The sequence below is a fragment of the Salimicrobium halophilum genome (assembly GCF_900100295.1).
Classification (GTDB): Bacteria; Bacillota; Bacilli; order Bacillales; family Halobacillaceae; genus Salimicrobium; species Salimicrobium halophilum.
In genome coordinates, this window is the sequence record NZ_FNEV01000003.1 from 299,393 (window position 1) to 316,397 (window position 17,005).

The window sequence follows — 17,005 nt, forward strand, 5'->3', positions numbered from 1 at the left end:
ACTATTCCCCATTTTACAGAAGGATGACGGGTTTTTCCAATCTATTTAGAAAAATAGGGCTTGTCCGATAATAAAAAGGAGGAGGGATGATTATGGATATTGCAGCCCTCGCTACCGTAGCGAGCCAGATGCAAGTCAGACAGGATGCCAGTCTCAAGGTCATGGACAAAGCCATGGGGGACGCTGAACAGCAGGGGAACCAGATGGTAGAGATGCTGGAATCCAGCAAAGTGCAACACCCCGACCTCGGGAATTCCGTTGATGTGAAAGCATAACGGGTCACGGCTCCGCTATTTTGGCGGAGCTTTTTTCATTAGAAAAAGCCGCCTCGAGGGGCGGCTTTCATCCTTATTCGTCCATTTCTGTATCTTGATCTTCGCCATCCATGTTGTCGTCCATCTGGTCCTGTTCTTCCGTGTTCTCGCCATCCTGAGGTTCTTCATCCGTCGCACAGGCTCCGAGAAGCGATAGAGACAGAATGCCGGCAAATAGCCATTTCCATCGTTTCATTTGTTCGACCTCCTTTCTCTCGTCACAGTATGACCAGGTTCGGAGGTTTCTATAACTTTTTTGTTGGTTGTGTTTGTTGGGTTTGCTGGGGTTTCTGGACGTTCGCGCTCGATTTTCTGGCGTGAGTGGGTGGCTATGGCTTTTGCTGGACACTCGCGCTTGAGCTTCTGTCTTGAGTGTCCAGCTTCTTCTGTACCGCGCCGTTCACCTGTAGCCCCAGGGTGTGAGTGGGCGGCAAACGTATTTGCTGGACACTCAAACAGCATTCCACCTCCTGAACGGCGCACGTGTATAGTATGCTCTGGCCTTTGTTCTTTATCATGTTTGCACGACACTCACGCTTGAGCTTGTGATCTGAGCGTCCAGCTACTTCCGTACCGCGCCGTTCACCTGTAGCCCCAGGGTGTGAGTGGGCGGCAAACGTATTTGCTGGACACTCAAACAGCATTCCACCTCCTGAACGGCGCACGTGTATAGTATGCTCTGGCCTTTGTTCTTTACCATGTTTGCACGACACTCACGCTTGAGCTTGTGATCTGAGCGTCCAGCTACTTTCGTACCGCGCCGTTCACCTGTAGCCCCAGGGTGTGAGTGGGTGGCTACAGCATTTGCTGGACACTCAAACAGAATTCCCCCTCCTGAACGGCGCCCATGTACATAAGTTAAGTGGATAGGTAACTTTTTCAGAACAAAATATTCCAATTTCCCTCTTTTTTCTTAGAAGTACGATATAATAACAGATACAGTAAAAGAAAGGATGATGCTTTTGATCATGAAAGAACGCCAACCCCCGTTCCTTATGAAAGTTCTGCAAGCGCTGGAACGACGAAAGATACTAAATGAAAAAGAAGAAACGTTGAAAAGAAGACTTGTCAAAGGATGGCACGGTGAATTGATTTTCGACCAGATGATGAAGGAACTCCCCGATCACATGCTGATCCTCAAAGATTTAAATTTGAAACATAAAGGGTCCAAGTTCCAAATCGATACCGTGGTGATAGAATCCCAATGCGTCCATCTATATGAAGTGAAGTATCATGAAGGAAACTATTTCTATAAGGACAACGAATTTCAATTATCATCGGGGAAAGGAATTTTGAATCCTTTTCATCAATCATCGAGAGCAAGGACACTTCTCACACAATTACTCGAAGATCATGATTTTTTCGTTCCTGTAAAAGCACATGTGATTTTCCCCCACCCCCATTTCTATCTTTATCAAGCCCCCAAGCTTAAAGAATTCATTTTCCTCTCTCAATGGAAAGATCATTTTACTGAGCTGATTCAAAACACTTCTTCTATTCCTAACCGTCTACAACCCATCGCAGATTTATTATGCTCGAAGCACAGAGAGCAGTTCTCGTCTGAAGACTCTCCGGTTTTTCATTATGATCAACTCAAAAAAGATGTATTCTGCCCTCATTGTTCTTCGGTAATCCGTTCAGAAACAAGAACATTCATGTGCGACAACTGCGAGCTCCGTTCCACTACGGAAATGGTTCTGCTTCAGGCTGTCGAAGATCTTCGAGTTCTCTTTCCCAAACGACGCATCACCACACCGTTAATTCATGAATGGTGTAAAGGGAAAATATCCAAAAAACGAATTCAGCGTGTCCTCTCTAAGAACTTTGAAAAAGCAGGAATAGGAAGAGGAATCCATTATTTCTGATTTTGCGCGACGCTTACGCCGGAGTTGCTGGCATGAGTGTCGCTCTTTTTTTAATACCGAGCCGTTCAACCGTTGCTTCAGGGTGTGAGTGGGTGGCAAACGCATATGCTGGACACTCAAAAAGGAGTCCCTCTTCTGAACGGCGTCCAAGTATATCATGCTCTGGTCTTTGATTCTTGCCATGTTTGCGCGACACTCACGCTTGAGCTTCTGACCTGAGTGTCCCACTTCTTTCCTACCGCGCCGTTCACCCGTCGAACCAGGGTGTGAGTGGGTGGCTACGGGATTTGCTGGACACTCAAGCAGCATCCCATACCCTGAACGGCGCCCAAAAGCATCCCACAAAAAAAGCAGCCCCTCCCTGAAGAACTTCATCTCCAGAAAAGAACTGCTTCCTCTTTTATTTCAATGCGAACATAATCTCCGCTTCGCAAGAGACTTCGCCGTCGACGGAGGCGACCGCTTTTCCTTTACCCATCGGCCCTTTGAGACGGACGATTTCCACTTCGAGCTTCATACGATCGCCGGGCTTCACCTGGCGCTTGAAGCGGCACTTGTCGATGCCTGTGAAAAAGGCGAGCTTGCCCTGGTTCTCTTCCTTTTTGAGCATAGCGACCGCTCCGGTTTGTGCCAGAGCTTCTGTGATCAGTACCCCTGGCATTACCGGGTAGTCAGGGAAGTGTCCCTGGAAGAATGGTTCGTTGATGGTTACATTTTTATACGCGACCGCGCGTGTTCCTTCTTCGAGTTCTTCTACTTCATCGATGAGAAGAAACGGGTAGCGGTGCGGAATGATTTCTTTGATCTGATTGATATCTAGCATATGTATGGCCTCCTTTTTCTTCATTATAAGCGGGGTGCGTGTGGAACGCAAAAGTACTTCTGAATGGAAAAAAAGCAGAGCGTCCCGATAGTCAGGATTGCTCTGCCCCTGTCATGATGTCTATGATGTGTTGCCAGATCGACCAGTCGAATACATCGAGCGGATCTCCGCTTCCGAGTACACTGTATCCGATCATCAGACCGATTGCGAGAGCCAGAAGGCTGAAGAACAATACGAGAAGGACACGCAACCAGATAGGCAGCGCTCTCCGTTTATGTTTTTCTTTTCTGGTCGTTGCTTTTTCTTCTTTCGCCTCTGACGGTTTCTTCTTGGTCGTCTTGTTTTTAGAATCTGTTGCCATGCTTAAATCTCCTTATGTTCAGGATCGTAATTGATTGACGAGTCCCATCATTTCGTCCGAAGTCGAAATCGACCTTGCATTGAACTGATACGCACGCTGCATGTTCATCATGTTGACCATCTGCTCTCCGGTATCGACGTTGGAGGCTTCGAGTGTCTGACTTTGCAAGGAGCGATCTTCATCCGCGACAAAAGCGAGAATTTCGTCTTCGTCAAATCCGAGTTCCTCTGTATCCGGAAGGCGGAAACGATTGCCTCCGACCGCTTCAAGCATACGTGGACGAATCGCTTCGATCACGTCGAGCTGCGCTTCCGTTTCCTGTTCTTCCCCGCGTCTCACCAGGAAGGAACCGTCTTCCTGGATCGAAAATTCGTCGAAACCTTCTTCGATCAGAATCTCTTCCCCGTTATCTCCGAGTACCGGGTGTCCTTCACTCGTCGTCAGCAGAAGCTGGTTGTCTTCCACCGGCGAGAAGTAGAAGTTCCCGGCGCGCGTGTACTGGGTCTCAGGACCATCTTCCGTATTCACCTGCATCTGGAACATATGACGGTCTTCGAGCATTGCGACGTCCAACTCACGATCTGTCGTCTGCAGGCTTCCCTGACTGAGGTTCAGGTTCGTATGACCGATACGGGCGCCGGAACCGAGGCGGATGCCATCCGGCGTTTCGCGTCCCACCGCCGCATCTTCATCTTTCAGGTTGTCGATGTTCTGAATGAGCAGCGACGTGAAATCAGCCTGGCGGGCTTTGTATCCCGTCGTATTCGAATTCGAAAGGTTGGTTCCGATGAGGTCGAGTTTCTTCTGGACCTGCCCCATTGTAACAGCCGACTGCATCATTGCGCGATTCACCATGTGCGTTTCCTCCTTCGTTTCCGGCTTTTCTTAACGGTCTACGATCTGGTAAGAAAAGTTTTTTAAAATTATTGGGCGATGCCACTTTCATTCTATCCAGTTCCATCACCCAGAAATCCGAGCCATAAGTAGCCCGGATCAGAGAAAGAAAATAACGTCTTTCATATGACCGGTCTACTTATGACTGAGATTTCTAAACGGGGCGATGCCACTTTCATTACTGAAGTCGACCGATTTCCGAGACAGCGGTCTGCATGTTCTGGTCATACGCACGCATCACACGCTGGTTGAGTTCGAAGGAGCGGTAGTTGCTCATCATCTCGGTCATCGTCTGTTGTGCGTCGACGTTCGACCTTTCAAGCATTCCCTGCTGCACTTCGAAGTTCACCCCGTCCGCCGCACGGGCATCAGCCACGACAGCGTCCTCACCCGCTTCAAACAGATCATCGCCCTGTTTGATGAATTCAGAGGAATTAGACGTGTACGTGACGCCGAGCAATTCTTCGTCATCTCCGATTTGCATCGTACCATCCTGCAGGATATTGAATTCCATGCCTCCGGTCTGAATCGGATCTCCGTCTTCATTCAGAACGTAATAGCCATTGTTCGTCGTAAGGAATCCTTCGCCGTCTACGGTGAAGTTCCCGTTTCTCGTAAAGCGCGCTTCCCCTTCTTCATTTTGCACATTGAAAAAAGTGAAACCTTCTTCATCCGGGACTTCTCCCTGAACGAGTGCCATATCCGTCGTATTGCCGGTTTCTCTAACATCCCCTTGCGTAAAAGAAGGCACGGTTTCCTGAAGGTACATGCCTGTACTCATCGAGCCGATCTGACGGTCGATAGGGATGTTCAACCCACGCTTCGTAGGAATCGATTTGGAGCCCATTTCATGGATGAGCATCTCAGGAAATGCCCGTTTGACGCCCTGGTCCTGTTTGTAACCCGGTGTATTCGCATTGGCGATGTTATTCGAGAGCGTTTCCTGGTTGCGTTGATTGGCGACCATCGCTGATGCGGACGTGTAAAAACCTCGGAACACGAGCTGTACCTCCCTTTTTAGCCGATTTTATTCTTCTTCGTGATTCGATCGATATTCTCAAGCATAATGCCTGTCCCTTTCGCTACGCAGTCCATCGGATCTTCCGCAACGAATACCGGCACTTTCAATTCTTCGGCAAGTAGCTGATCGATGCCGTGAAGCATAGCACCACCGCCGGTCAAAATGACCCCGCGATCGATGATGTCTGCGGAAAGTTCAGGAGGCGTCTGTTCGAGGACCTGCTTCGCTGCCTGGACAATCACCTGTACGGATTCTTTCAAAGCGCCTTCGATTTCCTTCGATGTGACCGTAATCGTTCTCGGTAGTCCGGAAACCATATCGCGTCCACGGATTTCGATTTCTTCATCACGACTTCCCGGGAATACTGTAGCAACGCTCATCTTAATCTGTTCCGCTGTACGTTCCCCGATCAGAAGCTTGTACTCTTTTTTGATATAACTCAAAATGTCGGCATCGAATTTATCCCCGGCCATTTTGATCGACTGGGCCGTAACGATATCTCCCATCGACAGCACAGCGACATCCGTCGTACCGCCACCGATGTCGACGACCATATTCCCGCTCGGCTGGAAAATGTCCATGCCGGCACCGATCGCCGCTACTTTCGGCTCCTCTTCTAAGTATACTTTCTTCCCGCCGGATTTCTCCGCTGCTTCGCGGATCGCTTTCTGCTCGACTTTTGTAATGTTCGTCGGGCAACAGATCAGCATGCGCGGTTTCGACAAGAATCCCTTTACATTAATCTTTTCGATAAAATGCTTCAACATCGCTTCCGTTACGTCAAAATCTGCAATGACGCCATCTTTAAGCGGACGAAGCGCCTCAATGTTCCCAGGCGTACGTCCGACCATGCGGCGAGCTTCCTCACCGACTTCGAGCACTTTGCCGCTATTGCGGTCCATCGCTACGACGGAAGGTTCGTTGAGCACGATCCCTTTTCCTTTTACATGTATCAGTACGTTAGCCGTACCAAGGTCTATTCCAATATCTCTAGCAAACATGATGGTATGATCCTCCCTAATTGAATCACTGGGTACTTTTTCCTGTTATAAAAAAGAACGCATCTAATACATTATTTTATCACAGAATGGAGAAATTCGTCTCATTTTTCAGGAAAAATTCTTTCCAATTCTGTTTAGGGAGGACCTTGGTCTACTTTACAACTTTTTTGTTGTTGCTATATTTTCGCTTGGTCGCTTCACCGCCACGAAGATGACGGATTTCTTTATGATGATCGAGGATTTGTTTCACCTGCTGGTACAACTCTTTATTGATATCAGGAAGTCGTTCGGTCAAGTCTTTATGAACAGTGCTTTTCGATACGCCGAATTCTTTCGCGATGACTCGTACGGTCTTTTTTGTTTCGACAATGTAGCGTCCGATCCGGATCGTTCTCTCTTTGATGTAATCATGCACATCGCTCGCCCCCTGTGATGTCCATCCAAGGAGGGTGGGTAAAGGACAGGGTTCTCATGCGTTTCTCTTTCTGTATGCCCCCGGATGCTTATGTAACATCATTTTATTATCCGGAACGGGAATATATGCTTAGAAAAGCGGAGATGCCCCGTTTAGAAGCTCTAATATAAGCGGACGAGCCTGGCTTCGGATGCCCTTTTCCGAAACAGGGTTGGCCGCTTATATTACGGGCTTCTGGGCATCGCAGCTAGACATTAAAAGCTTCAGTGCCCGTTTATTTGATGCTTTGCGCACCGTTCAGAAAGGCGTTCCCCGTCTGAGTGTCCAACAAATACATTTGCCACCCACTCGCGCGCGGACACCACTCTTGAACGGTGCGCTATACAAATACCGGGACACTCACGAGTGAAACTGAGATCCCAGCGTCCCGCAACACCCCATGCCAGAACCACAAAATCTTTAAAACACTACCTTCCCCCGACTTCGGGGAAGGTACATGCATTCGAATGTCTTTGCGCACCGTTCAGAAAGGCGTTCCCCGTCTGAGCGTCCAGCAAATACACTTGCCACCCACTCGCACCCCAGCTCCACAGTTGAACGGCGCGGTACAGAAAAAGCGGGACACTCAAGACAGAAGCTCAAACGCGAGTGTCCAGTAAAAGCTCTAGCCACCCACTTACACTAGAAAGTCGAGCGCGAACGTCCAGCAACAACCCCAAACGAAAAAAAGCTGCCTGACATCAGTCAGGCAGTTATTCTTCCTCTTTTTCGAGCTCGTCACGCAGCTCTTCTGAATCTTTTTGTTCCTCGTCGTCCCGCTCTTCATCCGATGATTCTTCCTTGTCTTCTTTGTCTTCCATCGGACGGCCGAACCATTTCTCCGGATCGAGAGCCAGTTCCTGATCGCGGATTTCGAAGTGGACGCGTGGTCCTTTTCCTTCGCCCATTTCACTCTCGCCGGCAGTTCCGATCATGTCTCCCTGCTCAACGTCTTCTCCTGGGCGGACACTCACTTCTTCCAGGCTTCCGTAAAGGCTTGAAACATCGCTGCTGTGATTCACCTCTACCACGGTTCCGAGCATCGGGTCTTCGCGGACTTCCGTAACCGTGCCGGACATGGCCGCTGTCACTTCGAAGCTGTTTCCACTCGCAGAAGCAAGCTGGATTCCTTCACTCTGGCGATATTCGTTGCCGTATTTCACCAGACCGAGTTCCTGATCCTCGAGCGACCGGTCGAAATCGAAGAACTTCGTTACGACTTCCGTATCGACACTCGGAGATACCGGCATCCGCCACAGCTCCTGTTCTGTCATGACCGGAACCGCATCATCCTTCTCTTCATCCGGAGATGTAGTCGTCACACTTTCCTCTTCCTGCTGAACCTCCGGCTTCGGCGGTTCTGCCAGATCCCCGCCCTGCTGGTACCACCAGACACCGAGGAGCGCAATTGCCGCAACCGTCAAGTAAATAGCAGGATAAAGCCACTTCTTCCCTAGTAGGCGTTTGATTTTGAATTTCCAAACGCTTCTTTTGTCTTCCTCTCTCATGTGCATCACCTCAGAAACCATTGTTGCCGGGTCCCTGATAATTTATACCTTAGGAGGAAGAAATTTCTTCGATCTTCGTTTCCGAATAGTAATGAGCGATAATATCTTTATAGGACTTACCTTCTGAAGCCAGACCATTCGCTCCGTATTGACTCATGCCGACCCCGTGACCGAAGCCTCTCGTTGTGAAAATGAAGTGATCCCCTTTTTGTTCAATGGAAAAATCACTGGATTTCAGTCCGAGCTTCTCACGTATGTCGCGACCTGTGAATGTTTTCTCTCCGATCGTCATCGTCTCGACGCGCTCGCCTTCCGTGCGGGATAGTTCTATATCCGAAGCAGAAAACGTCGGCAGTGTAAGTTTCTCCATGAGTTCCGACTGCGTGAGCGTCACCTGATCCAGATATGTCGGTGCGTCTTTATCCCAGGGGCTTATAACGCTCTTCAGATAAGGGATATCGTGCTCCCAGTAATCTCCGGAATTCTCGGTGTACCCGTTGCTCGTAGAGAAGAAAGCAGCCGTAATCGGTTCCTCTTTATAGGTGATGATTTCACCTTTCGTCGCCTGAACGGCTTCCTCTACCTTGGCACGGTTCTCCTCATAGTCGTCTTTCCATATCTCCCGCAGCTGCTGCTCGTCCTTGTACACCTGGTGCTGGACGGTGTCCGTCACATCTGCCCCCTCGAACGTAGATCCGGAAGCTTTATGCTTCATAATGTACGTTCGTGCCGCGAGCGCCTGAGCTTTCAGTGCTTCCATCTCGAACGTGACTGGCATTTCGGAAGCGACGACGCCCGTGACATACTCTTCAAGAGGAATCTCTTCCACCTTATCTGTGTCACTGCGGAGAACGCGTACGGTTTCTTCTCCTTCTTCAGCTTCTGAAGAAACAGGTTGTGCTTCCTTTTGATCAGCCGCAGGCAGCACGACCAGCGTCGGAATGAGAAGCAGAACTACATACAACCCGAAAACGGACAAAATGACTCTCTTCACGCACCACCCTCCTTTCCTTCTAGTACAAATATATCCATCTCCGTACGTTAATAGAACCTTACTAGAAAGGAAAAGTAGCAGAAACAATTCTTCCAACCAAAAAGAAGCACCGCTCTTTAGAGCGATGCTTCTCTCGTATAATAATGGGTTATGATGTCGATAATGATTCCTGAGGCAGTTCCTGCTCTTCTTTGACACGTTCGATGTTTGCGCCAAGCTTTGCAAGTTTCTCTGTGAAATTGACGTACCCACGATCGATGTGACGAAGTTCTGTCACCCTTGTATAACCGTCTGCAACGAGACCGGCCAATACGAGTGAAGCTCCGGCACGGAGATCTGTAGCCGCGACTTCCGCTCCCTGAAGATCGGATGGACCATCTACGATGACGCTGCGTCCTTCGATACGGAGATTCGCGTTCATGCGGCGGAATTCTTCGACGTGCATGAAACGATTCTCAAAGACCGTTTCTGTAATGACGCTCGAACCTTTAGCACGAAGCATCAAGGCCATCATCTGTGACTGCATATCCGTCGGGAATCCTGGATGCGGCATCGTCTTGATATCGGTCGATTTCAAATACTTCGGACCGATGACGCGTAGACCTTCTCCTTCTTCCTGGATGGTTACTCCCATCTCTTCAAGTTTCGAGATGACAGCGCGGAGATGTTCCGCTTCTGCGCGTTCAAGCAGGATGTTTCCTCCCGTGATCGCAGCGGCTACCATAAAGGTACCTGCTTCCACACGGTCTGGAATGATCGTATGCTCGGTTCCGCGCAATTTCTCGACACCGTCGATTTTTATCGTTTCTGTACCGGCGCCGACGATTCTTGCCCCCATTTTGTTCAAATAATTCGCAAGATCGATGATTTCCGGTTCTTTTGCTGCATTTTCAAGAACCGTTCTTCCCTCTGCGAGCGCTGCTGCCATAATCAGATTCTCGGTAGCACCGACACTCGGGAAGTCCAAATAGATCTTGGCACCTTTCAGACGACCGTCTGTGTTCGCTTCCACGTAACCGTCTCCCACTGTAACTTGGGCACCCATCGCTTCAAACCCTTTCAGATGCTGATCGATCGGACGGGATCCAATCGCACATCCTCCCGGTAAAGCGACTTTAGCGTGTCCATAGCGGGCCAAAAGCGGTCCCAGTACGAGCACGGATGCACGCATCTTACGTACATACTCGAAAGGAGCTTCCGTTTTCAGCGGTTGTGTCGCATCGACAGTCACTGTATTTCCGTTTGTTGTGACTTCCGCATTCATATGGGAAATCACCTGGTTGATCGTCGTTACATCAGCCAGTTCCGGGACTTCATGTAGCACACTTTTACCTTCACTTGCAATAATACTTGCTGCGATGACAGGCAGTACGGCATTCTTTGCACCTTCGACTTTGACGGTACCATTCAGCTGCCCCCCACCACGGACAATGATTTTTTCCACCATTCATTCTCCTCTGCGTCCAGATTCGTTAATATCATATTCATTCGTCATTGATTGCGTTCCACTTGATGATCCATACACTGGTTGATTGATTGCTTCGTTAGTTTTTTCACACACTAAAACAACATTCATCATACCACCATTCCTCACTAATCGACAAGGGGTAAATGGGGGATTTTTCAAACTAATCGACGAATCTTCATTATTTCTTCCAATTCTTGCTTCGTGTTCCACTTTCCCGACAATTATCCAGTATAAACACTTTTATCCGCTAAAATAGATAGATGAGACTATTGGACCACGACAGGAAATCCAGGAAAAATCTGCTTACCGTCGCTCCGAGGGCGATAGTAAGGAAGATCATAAGGATCCGTGCTTCGAACACTTTCCCTTTCCGGAACAAGCCGTCCAGGTTGAGCGCCTGGAGAGCATACCAGGTGATGACGATGAAAATGAGGTGTGAAGTCATACTCGTCAGGGCATCCTGAACAAAAAATTCTTCCATACAACTGTTCCTCCTTCGACATTTCCCGGGAAATATCCCTCTATAGAGTTCGGGAAATTGTTTCTTTTATAGGGGGTGATGTGAATCTGTCAGAGAATAAATGGAACGCTCCTCATCTTGGAGAGGATGGTCCGAAAATATCAGCTCATTGTCCGCAAATGAAGCTGCAACATGGCTTCAGGTCCGCAAATTTGAGCGTAACGTCCGTAAACTAGCAGCAAAGGTCCGCACTTAGATTCCAACTTTTCTATTATATCATCCCACAAAAAAACTGCTCTCCGAAGAGAAAGCAGTTTTTTTAGAAATTGTTGTTATATACATCGAGACGGTTGATTGCACGTTTGAGTGCCATTTCTGCCCGTTGAAAATCAATATCGGCCTGCTTATCTTTCAGGCGGCGTTCGGCACGTTCTTTCGCTTTGCGGGCGCGCTCTACATCAATGTCTGATGGTCGCTCCGCCGACTGCGCTAAGATTGTCACTTTGTCCGGACGCACTTCCAAAAATCCACCGCTTACGGCTACCCTTTGGGAATCCCCGTCCCCTTTCAGGCGGACCGCACTGATCGTGAGGGGGGCTACCATCGGAATGTGGCCGGGCAAAATACCGAGTTCCCCGCTCTCCGCCTTGGCGCTGACCATATTGAAATCTTCTTCTAGTACCGGGCCGTCAGGAGTGACAACACTCACCTTTAGTGTGCTCATGGATCTACCTCCTTAGGCAATAGAATAACAAGTGCCTGAGGCGGCACCTGTTATCCGTCATGTTCTTACTCCATGTCTTTCGCTTTTTCGACAACCTCTTCAATACGGCCGACAAGACGGAACGCGTCTTCCGGAATATCGTCGTGCTTGCCGGAAAGAATCTCTTTGAATCCTTTCACTGCTTCAGAAACAGGAACGTAGGAACCTTTCTGACCAGTGAACTGCTCGGCGACGTGGAAGTTCTGGGACAGGAAGAACTGGATGCGGCGCGCACGGGCAACCGTCAGTTTATCCTCATCCGAAAGCTCATCCATACCGAGGATGGCGATGATATCCTGAAGTTCGTTGTAACGCTGAAGTGTCTGCTGCACTTCACGCGCCACTTCGTAGTGTTCTTCTCCTACGATTTCAGGGTCAAGCGCACGGGATGTGGACGCAAGTGGGTCCACGGCAGGATAGATCCCCTGCTCGGACAATTTACGCTCAAGGTTCGTCGTCGCATCAAGGTGTGCGAACGTCGTCGCCGGAGCCGGGTCCGTGTAGTCATCGGCAGGGACGTAGATCGCCTGGATCGATGTTACAGAACCTTTGTCCGTGGAGGTGATACGCTCCTGGAGTTGTCCCATTTCTGTCGCAAGTGTCGGCTGGTAACCAACGGCGGATGGCATACGTCCAAGAAGGGCGGATACCTCGAGACCACCTTGCGTGAAACGGAAAATGTTATCGATGAACAGAAGTACGTCCTGTCCCTGTTCATCACGGAAATATTCAGCCATCGTAAGACCGGTAAGCGCTACGCGCATACGTGCTCCCGGCGGCTCGTTCATCTGACCGAACACCATCGCTGTTTTGGAGATAACGCCGGAATCCTTCATCTCGAAGTAAAGGTCGTTCCCTTCACGGGTACGCTCCCCTACCCCTGCGAATACGGAGATACCACCGTGCTCCTGGGCGATGTTGTTGATCAATTCCTGGATCAATACGGTTTTCCCTACACCGGCACCACCGAAGAGACCGATTTTACCACCTTTTACATAAGGGGCAAGCAGGTCTACAACTTTGATACCTGTCTCGAGAATTTCTGTTTCAGTCGCCAAATGTTCGAACGTAGGCGCCTGTCTATGGATCGGGTCCCGGCGGACGTCCGCAGCAAGCGGCTCATCCAGGTCGATGTTATTTCCAAGTACGTTGAAAACACGACCAAGAGTCACGTCCCCTACAGGTACGGCGATCGCGCCGCCTGTATCTTTCACTTCAAGTCCTCGCTGTACTCCTTCTGTGGAGCCCATGGAAACGGTACGAACAGCGTTGTCCCCGAGGTGAAGCGCTACTTCAAATGTCAAATCTTCGCTGCCATCCCGTTCTACAACGAGAGCGTTGTTGATGTCAGGGAGGTGGCCATCGTCAAAGGTGACGTCTACAACCGGTCCCATAACCTGTGTTATGCGTCCAACACTCATCTGCTATTCCCTCCTAACTTAACTTCTCCCTCTTCTACTATTCGAGGGCGGATGCACCACCGACGATTTCGGTGATTTCCTGGGTGATCGCTGCCTGACGGGCGCGGTTGTACGTAAGCGACAAGTCGTCGATAAGGTCGTCGGCATTGTCGGTCGCACTCTTCATCGCTGTCATACGTGCAGCGTGTTCGCTTGCTTTACTATCTATCAATGCTCCGTAGATAAGGCTTTCTGCATACTGTGGCAGAAGCACTTCCAAAATCTCTTCCTGGTTCGGCTCGTACTCATAGGAAGCGGAAGAGGATTTCGTCGCCTGTTCTGCTGAAATATCATTCAGCGGAAGAGCTTTCGTTCTCTGGACTTCCTGAGTGATGGCACTGACGTAATGGCTGTAATAGATATGAAGCTCATCGATTTCTTCATCGGTATAAAGCTGTACCGTTTCAGAAGCGAGTTCTTTGATATCTTCGAAGTCCGGCTGGTCCGAGACCCCGGTGATTTCTTTATCCACGGCCATATTCCGTTTCCGGAAAAAGTCACGCCCGATCCGTCCGATCGCAATGATTTTGTACTCATCGGCGGAGGTATGGTTGTTCCTGATGTCCTGATAGGCTTTTCTCAGGATGCTGGAGTTGTACGCCCCTGCGAGTCCGCGGTCTGATGTGATGACGACGTATCCTTTACGTTTCACTTCCCGCTCCTCAAGCATCGGGTGGGACGCATCTCCTCCCCCTTGCGCGATACTGGCGACGACTTCCTGGATCTTCTCGCTGTACGGGACGAATGATTTCGCATTCTCTTCCGCGCGATTCAACTTGGAAGCGGACACCATCTGCATCGCTTTCGTGATCTGTTTCGTTTTCTTCGTGGAATTGATCCGGCCTTTGATCTCTCTAAGGGATGCCAAGCTATTTCACCACCCTTTCTGAAAACCCTTCCTGTCCTGAAAGAGGGAGAACCTGCCGTATGAAAGACGCAGTGCGCGCTGATACATGTTCCGCGCCTTATCGTGCGGCGGTTTCCCCTTCAGACGGATGAGTCTATTTAGTCCTTATCATTTATTCAGAAACGACAAATGTTTTCTTGAATGCTTCGACCGCTTCGCCCATTTCACCGTTATCATCCTGAAGCTTACCGGTGTCACGGATCTTGTCCAATAGGTCTCTGCGGTTGTTGTCGAGCCAGTTGTGGAACTCGCGCTCGAAACGGGTCACTTCTTCTGTAGGAATGTCATCGATGTACCCTTTCGTGAGGGCATAGATGATCATAACCTGCTTCTCTACGGAAAGCGGCTGGTGAAGTCCCTGTTTCAGTACTTCTACTGTACGGGCACCACGGTTCAGTTTCGCCTGCGTCGCTTTATCAAGGTCCGATCCGAACTGGGCGAACGCCTCGAGTTCACGGAAGGACGCAAGGTCAAGACGAAGCGTACCGGCTACTTTCTTCATCGCTTTTCTCTGTGCGGAACCACCGACACGGGATACGGAAAGTCCCGGGTTGATCGCCGGTCGTACACCGGAGAAGAATAGGTCGGACTGCAGGAAGATCTGCCCGTCCGTGATGGAAATGACGTTCGTCGGAATATAGGCAGAAATGTCTCCGGCCTGTGTCTCAACGAATGGAAGTGCCGTCAGAGACCCTCCACCTTTCTCATCACTGAGTTTCGCTGCACGCTCGAGTAGACGGGAGTGCAGGTAGAAAACGTCCCCTGGGAATGCTTCACGACCCGGCGGGCGGCGAAGTAGAAGGGAAAGTTCACGATAGGCGGATGCCTGTTTGGACAGGTCATCGTAAACGACGAGCACGTGCTTGCCGTTGTGCATGAACTCTTCACCCATGGATACACCGGCATACGGTGCAAGGTAAAGTAGTGGCGCCGGTTGGGAGGCACTTGCTGTCACTACGATTGTGTAGTCGAGTGCTCCGTGGCGGCGAAGTGTTTCTACCGTACCGCGGACGGTCGATTCTTTCTGACCGATGGCGACATAGATACAGATCATATCCTGGTCGTGCTGGTTCAGAATCGCGTCGATCGCTACGGATGTTTTACCAGTCTGACGGTCCCCGATGATCAGCTCACGCTGGCCACGGCCGATAGGTACAAGGGCGTCGATCGCCTTGATTCCTGTCTGAAGCGGTTCGTCGACGGATTTACGATCCATGACTCCTGGTGCAGGAGATTCGATCGGACGAGTTTTGGTCGTTTCGATGTTACCGAGGCCGTCTACTGCCTGACCAAGCGGGTTGACGACGCGGCCCAGAAGTTCCTCTCCTACCGGGACCTGCATGATGCGGCCGGTACGACGGACTTCATCGCCTTCTTTGATATCTGTGAACGGGCCTAAGATGACGAGACCGACATTACTTTCTTCCAAGTTTTGTGCCAATCCCATGACACCGTTCTGAAATTCAACGAGCTCCCCGGCCATAACGTTATCGAGGCCATGGGCGCGGGCAATCCCGTCCCCGACTTCGATGACGGTGCCGACATCATTGACTTCCATGTCTGCTTCATAGTTTTCAATCTGTTGTTTAATCAGCGTACTGATTTCTTCAGCATTGATGCTCATGCGATTTCACCCCTATCCTCTATTGTTCGCTGAAAGCAGCTCACGTTCCATTTGATCGAGTTTGCCACGGACGGATCCGTCAAAGATACGGTTACCGATACGGATACGTACCCCGCCGAGAAGATCAGGATCCACGCGGTTATCGATGATCAGGGAATCCTTGCCTACTTTCGGGGCGAACGTCTTGGACAAACGCTGCTTCTCTTCTTCCGATAGCTCACGTACTGTGTAAACAGTCGCTTCCTGTACGCCGTGATGCTCGTTCACTTTTGCAAGGAAACGTTCGGCGAGCGGAATAATGATCTCTGTGCGGTGACGATCGATCAGAAGGTGGAGGGTATGAAGAACTTCCTCAGAGAATCCTTTGAAGCTTTCATTCACCAGTTCCTTCTTGCGATCAGCCGGAATACGCGGATGCTTGAGAACTGTCTCGAGCGATCCGTTTTCAAGCGCTACTTTCCTCAGCGTCTTCATTTCTTCCTGAAAGGTATCAAGTTTCGACTTTTCCTGCCCGAGCTCAAAGAGAGCGTCTGCGTATCGTTTCGCTACGACTACCTCACTCATCGCTCTTCTCCTGCCTCATTCACGTACTGATCGATAAGTTCCTTCTGATCCTGTTCGGATAGCTCTTTCTCGATAACTTTCGATGCAATCATGACGGACATGGAAGCGACTTGATCCTTAAGCTGCTGTACAGCTTTCTCTTTCTCCTGCTCGATTTCCTGACGAGCGGATTCTTTCATACGATCCGCTTCTCTTCTTGCTGAAGCGACGATATCTTTTTCTTGCTGCGTTGCCGTTTTGCGTGCGTCTTCGATGATCTTTTGTGCATCCTGACGCGTCTGTTTCAATTCTTCGGAAGCTTCGCGCTGGAGGCGAGCTGCTTCCTCGCGGCTTTTCTCCGCGGATTCTATTTCATTCGAGATGTAATCTTCCCGTTCTTTCATCATGTTCATGAGCGGTCCCCATGCGAATTTACGCAATAGAACCAGTAGAATGAGGAAGAAGACCAATTGGGCGATCGCATCTCCGAATTGGAAACCACCTGCCTGAATGATCAGGTTATCAGTCAAACCGTACACAGCTTT

19 protein-coding genes are annotated in these 17,005 nt (G+C 49.9%); 2 read left to right on the plus strand and 17 right to left on the minus strand.

The annotated features are described in order from the left end of the window. Window positions 1-92 precede the first annotated feature (92 nt). Window positions 93-275 (plus strand): YjfB family protein, encoded by a 183-nt coding sequence (locus tag BLQ44_RS07050; protein ID WP_093193181.1) that lies wholly within the window; start codon window positions 93-95, stop codon window positions 273-275. A 73-nt stretch (window positions 276-348) separates the two neighbouring features. Here BLQ44_RS07050 and BLQ44_RS16520 read toward each other — a convergent pair whose 3' ends face one another. Next, entirely contained in the window at window positions 349-510 is a 162-nt protein-coding gene (locus tag BLQ44_RS16520; RefSeq protein WP_176757460.1) for a hypothetical protein, read from the minus strand. A gap of 772 nt (window positions 511-1,282) precedes the next feature. Between BLQ44_RS16520 and BLQ44_RS07060 the strand changes: the two genes are divergently transcribed. After that, window positions 1,283-2,179 (plus strand): nuclease-related domain-containing protein, encoded by an 897-nt coding sequence (locus BLQ44_RS07060; protein WP_218119000.1) that lies wholly within the window; start codon window positions 1,283-1,285, stop codon window positions 2,177-2,179. A 400-nt stretch (window positions 2,180-2,579) separates the two neighbouring features. Here BLQ44_RS07060 and fabZ read toward each other — a convergent pair whose 3' ends face one another. The 16 genes from fabZ to BLQ44_RS07140 form a co-directional block, all read right to left on the minus strand. After that, window positions 2,580-3,002, minus strand: coding sequence for a 3-hydroxyacyl-ACP dehydratase FabZ (gene fabZ / locus BLQ44_RS07065; RefSeq protein ID WP_093193184.1), 423 nt, complete (start codon window positions 3,000-3,002; stop codon window positions 2,580-2,582). A 91-nt stretch (window positions 3,003-3,093) separates the two neighbouring features. After that, the gene (locus BLQ44_RS07070) at window positions 3,094-3,363 is read right to left on the minus strand and encodes a DNA-directed RNA polymerase subunit beta (protein WP_093193185.1); all 270 of its coding nucleotides are present in this window, start codon (window positions 3,361-3,363) and stop codon (window positions 3,094-3,096) included. 18 nt (window positions 3,364-3,381) lie between these two features. Beyond that, window positions 3,382-4,218, minus strand: a complete 837-nt coding sequence (locus tag BLQ44_RS07075) for a flagellar hook-basal body protein (protein WP_176757462.1) — start codon at window positions 4,216-4,218, stop codon at window positions 3,382-3,384. A gap of 217 nt (window positions 4,219-4,435) precedes the next feature. Beyond that, window positions 4,436-5,257 carry a flagellar hook-basal body protein gene (locus BLQ44_RS07080; protein WP_093193186.1) on the minus strand — a complete coding sequence of 274 codons (822 nt, stop codon included), beginning with the start codon at window positions 5,255-5,257 and terminating at the stop codon, window positions 4,436-4,438. Between the two features lie 17 nt (window positions 5,258-5,274). Beyond that, window positions 5,275-6,279: a rod shape-determining protein gene (gene mreB / locus BLQ44_RS07085; protein WP_093193187.1), complete on the minus strand. Its 1,005-nt coding sequence runs from the start codon at window positions 6,277-6,279 to the stop codon at window positions 5,275-5,277. Window positions 6,280-6,430: 151 nt separating this feature from the next. Next, window positions 6,431-6,694, minus strand: a complete 264-nt coding sequence (gene spoIIID / locus BLQ44_RS07090; RefSeq protein ID WP_093193188.1) for a sporulation transcriptional regulator SpoIIID — start codon at window positions 6,692-6,694, stop codon at window positions 6,431-6,433. Window positions 6,695-7,446: 752 nt separating this feature from the next. Beyond that, window positions 7,447-8,241: a M23 family metallopeptidase gene (locus BLQ44_RS07095; protein WP_176757463.1), complete on the minus strand. Its 795-nt coding sequence runs from the start codon at window positions 8,239-8,241 to the stop codon at window positions 7,447-7,449. Between the two features lie 49 nt (window positions 8,242-8,290). Continuing rightward, window positions 8,291-9,235 carry a stage II sporulation protein D gene (gene spoIID / locus BLQ44_RS07100; RefSeq protein WP_093193190.1) on the minus strand — a complete coding sequence of 315 codons (945 nt, stop codon included), beginning with the start codon at window positions 9,233-9,235 and terminating at the stop codon, window positions 8,291-8,293. Between the two features lie 148 nt (window positions 9,236-9,383). Further along, window positions 9,384-10,679, minus strand: a complete 1,296-nt coding sequence (murA, locus tag BLQ44_RS07105) for a UDP-N-acetylglucosamine 1-carboxyvinyltransferase (RefSeq protein ID WP_093193225.1) — start codon at window positions 10,677-10,679, stop codon at window positions 9,384-9,386. Window positions 10,680-10,950: 271 nt separating this feature from the next. Beyond that, the gene (locus BLQ44_RS07110) at window positions 10,951-11,184 is read right to left on the minus strand and encodes a DUF1146 family protein (protein WP_093193191.1); all 234 of its coding nucleotides are present in this window, start codon (window positions 11,182-11,184) and stop codon (window positions 10,951-10,953) included. 298 nt (window positions 11,185-11,482) lie between these two features. Further along, the gene (locus BLQ44_RS07115; protein ID WP_093193192.1) at window positions 11,483-11,887 is read right to left on the minus strand and encodes a F0F1 ATP synthase subunit epsilon; all 405 of its coding nucleotides are present in this window, start codon (window positions 11,885-11,887) and stop codon (window positions 11,483-11,485) included. Window positions 11,888-11,952: 65 nt separating this feature from the next. Next, complete coding sequence (atpD, locus tag BLQ44_RS07120) at window positions 11,953-13,347, minus strand: F0F1 ATP synthase subunit beta (protein ID WP_093193193.1); 1,395 nt, start codon at window positions 13,345-13,347, stop codon at window positions 11,953-11,955. Between the two features lie 37 nt (window positions 13,348-13,384). Then, on the minus strand, window positions 13,385-14,254 hold the full coding sequence (locus tag BLQ44_RS07125; protein WP_093193194.1) for a F0F1 ATP synthase subunit gamma: 870 nt from the start codon (window positions 14,252-14,254) through the stop codon (window positions 13,385-13,387). A gap of 151 nt (window positions 14,255-14,405) precedes the next feature. Next, window positions 14,406-15,917, minus strand: a complete 1,512-nt coding sequence (gene atpA / locus BLQ44_RS07130; protein WP_093193195.1) for a F0F1 ATP synthase subunit alpha — start codon at window positions 15,915-15,917, stop codon at window positions 14,406-14,408. A 12-nt stretch (window positions 15,918-15,929) separates the two neighbouring features. Next, entirely contained in the window at window positions 15,930-16,481 is a 552-nt protein-coding gene (locus BLQ44_RS07135) for a F0F1 ATP synthase subunit delta (RefSeq protein WP_093193196.1), read from the minus strand. Then, window positions 16,478-16,999: a F0F1 ATP synthase subunit B gene (locus tag BLQ44_RS07140; RefSeq protein ID WP_093193226.1), complete on the minus strand. Its 522-nt coding sequence runs from the start codon at window positions 16,997-16,999 to the stop codon at window positions 16,478-16,480. Before BLQ44_RS07140 ends, BLQ44_RS07135 begins: the two co-directional genes overlap by 4 nt. Window positions 17,000-17,005 lie beyond the last annotated feature (6 nt).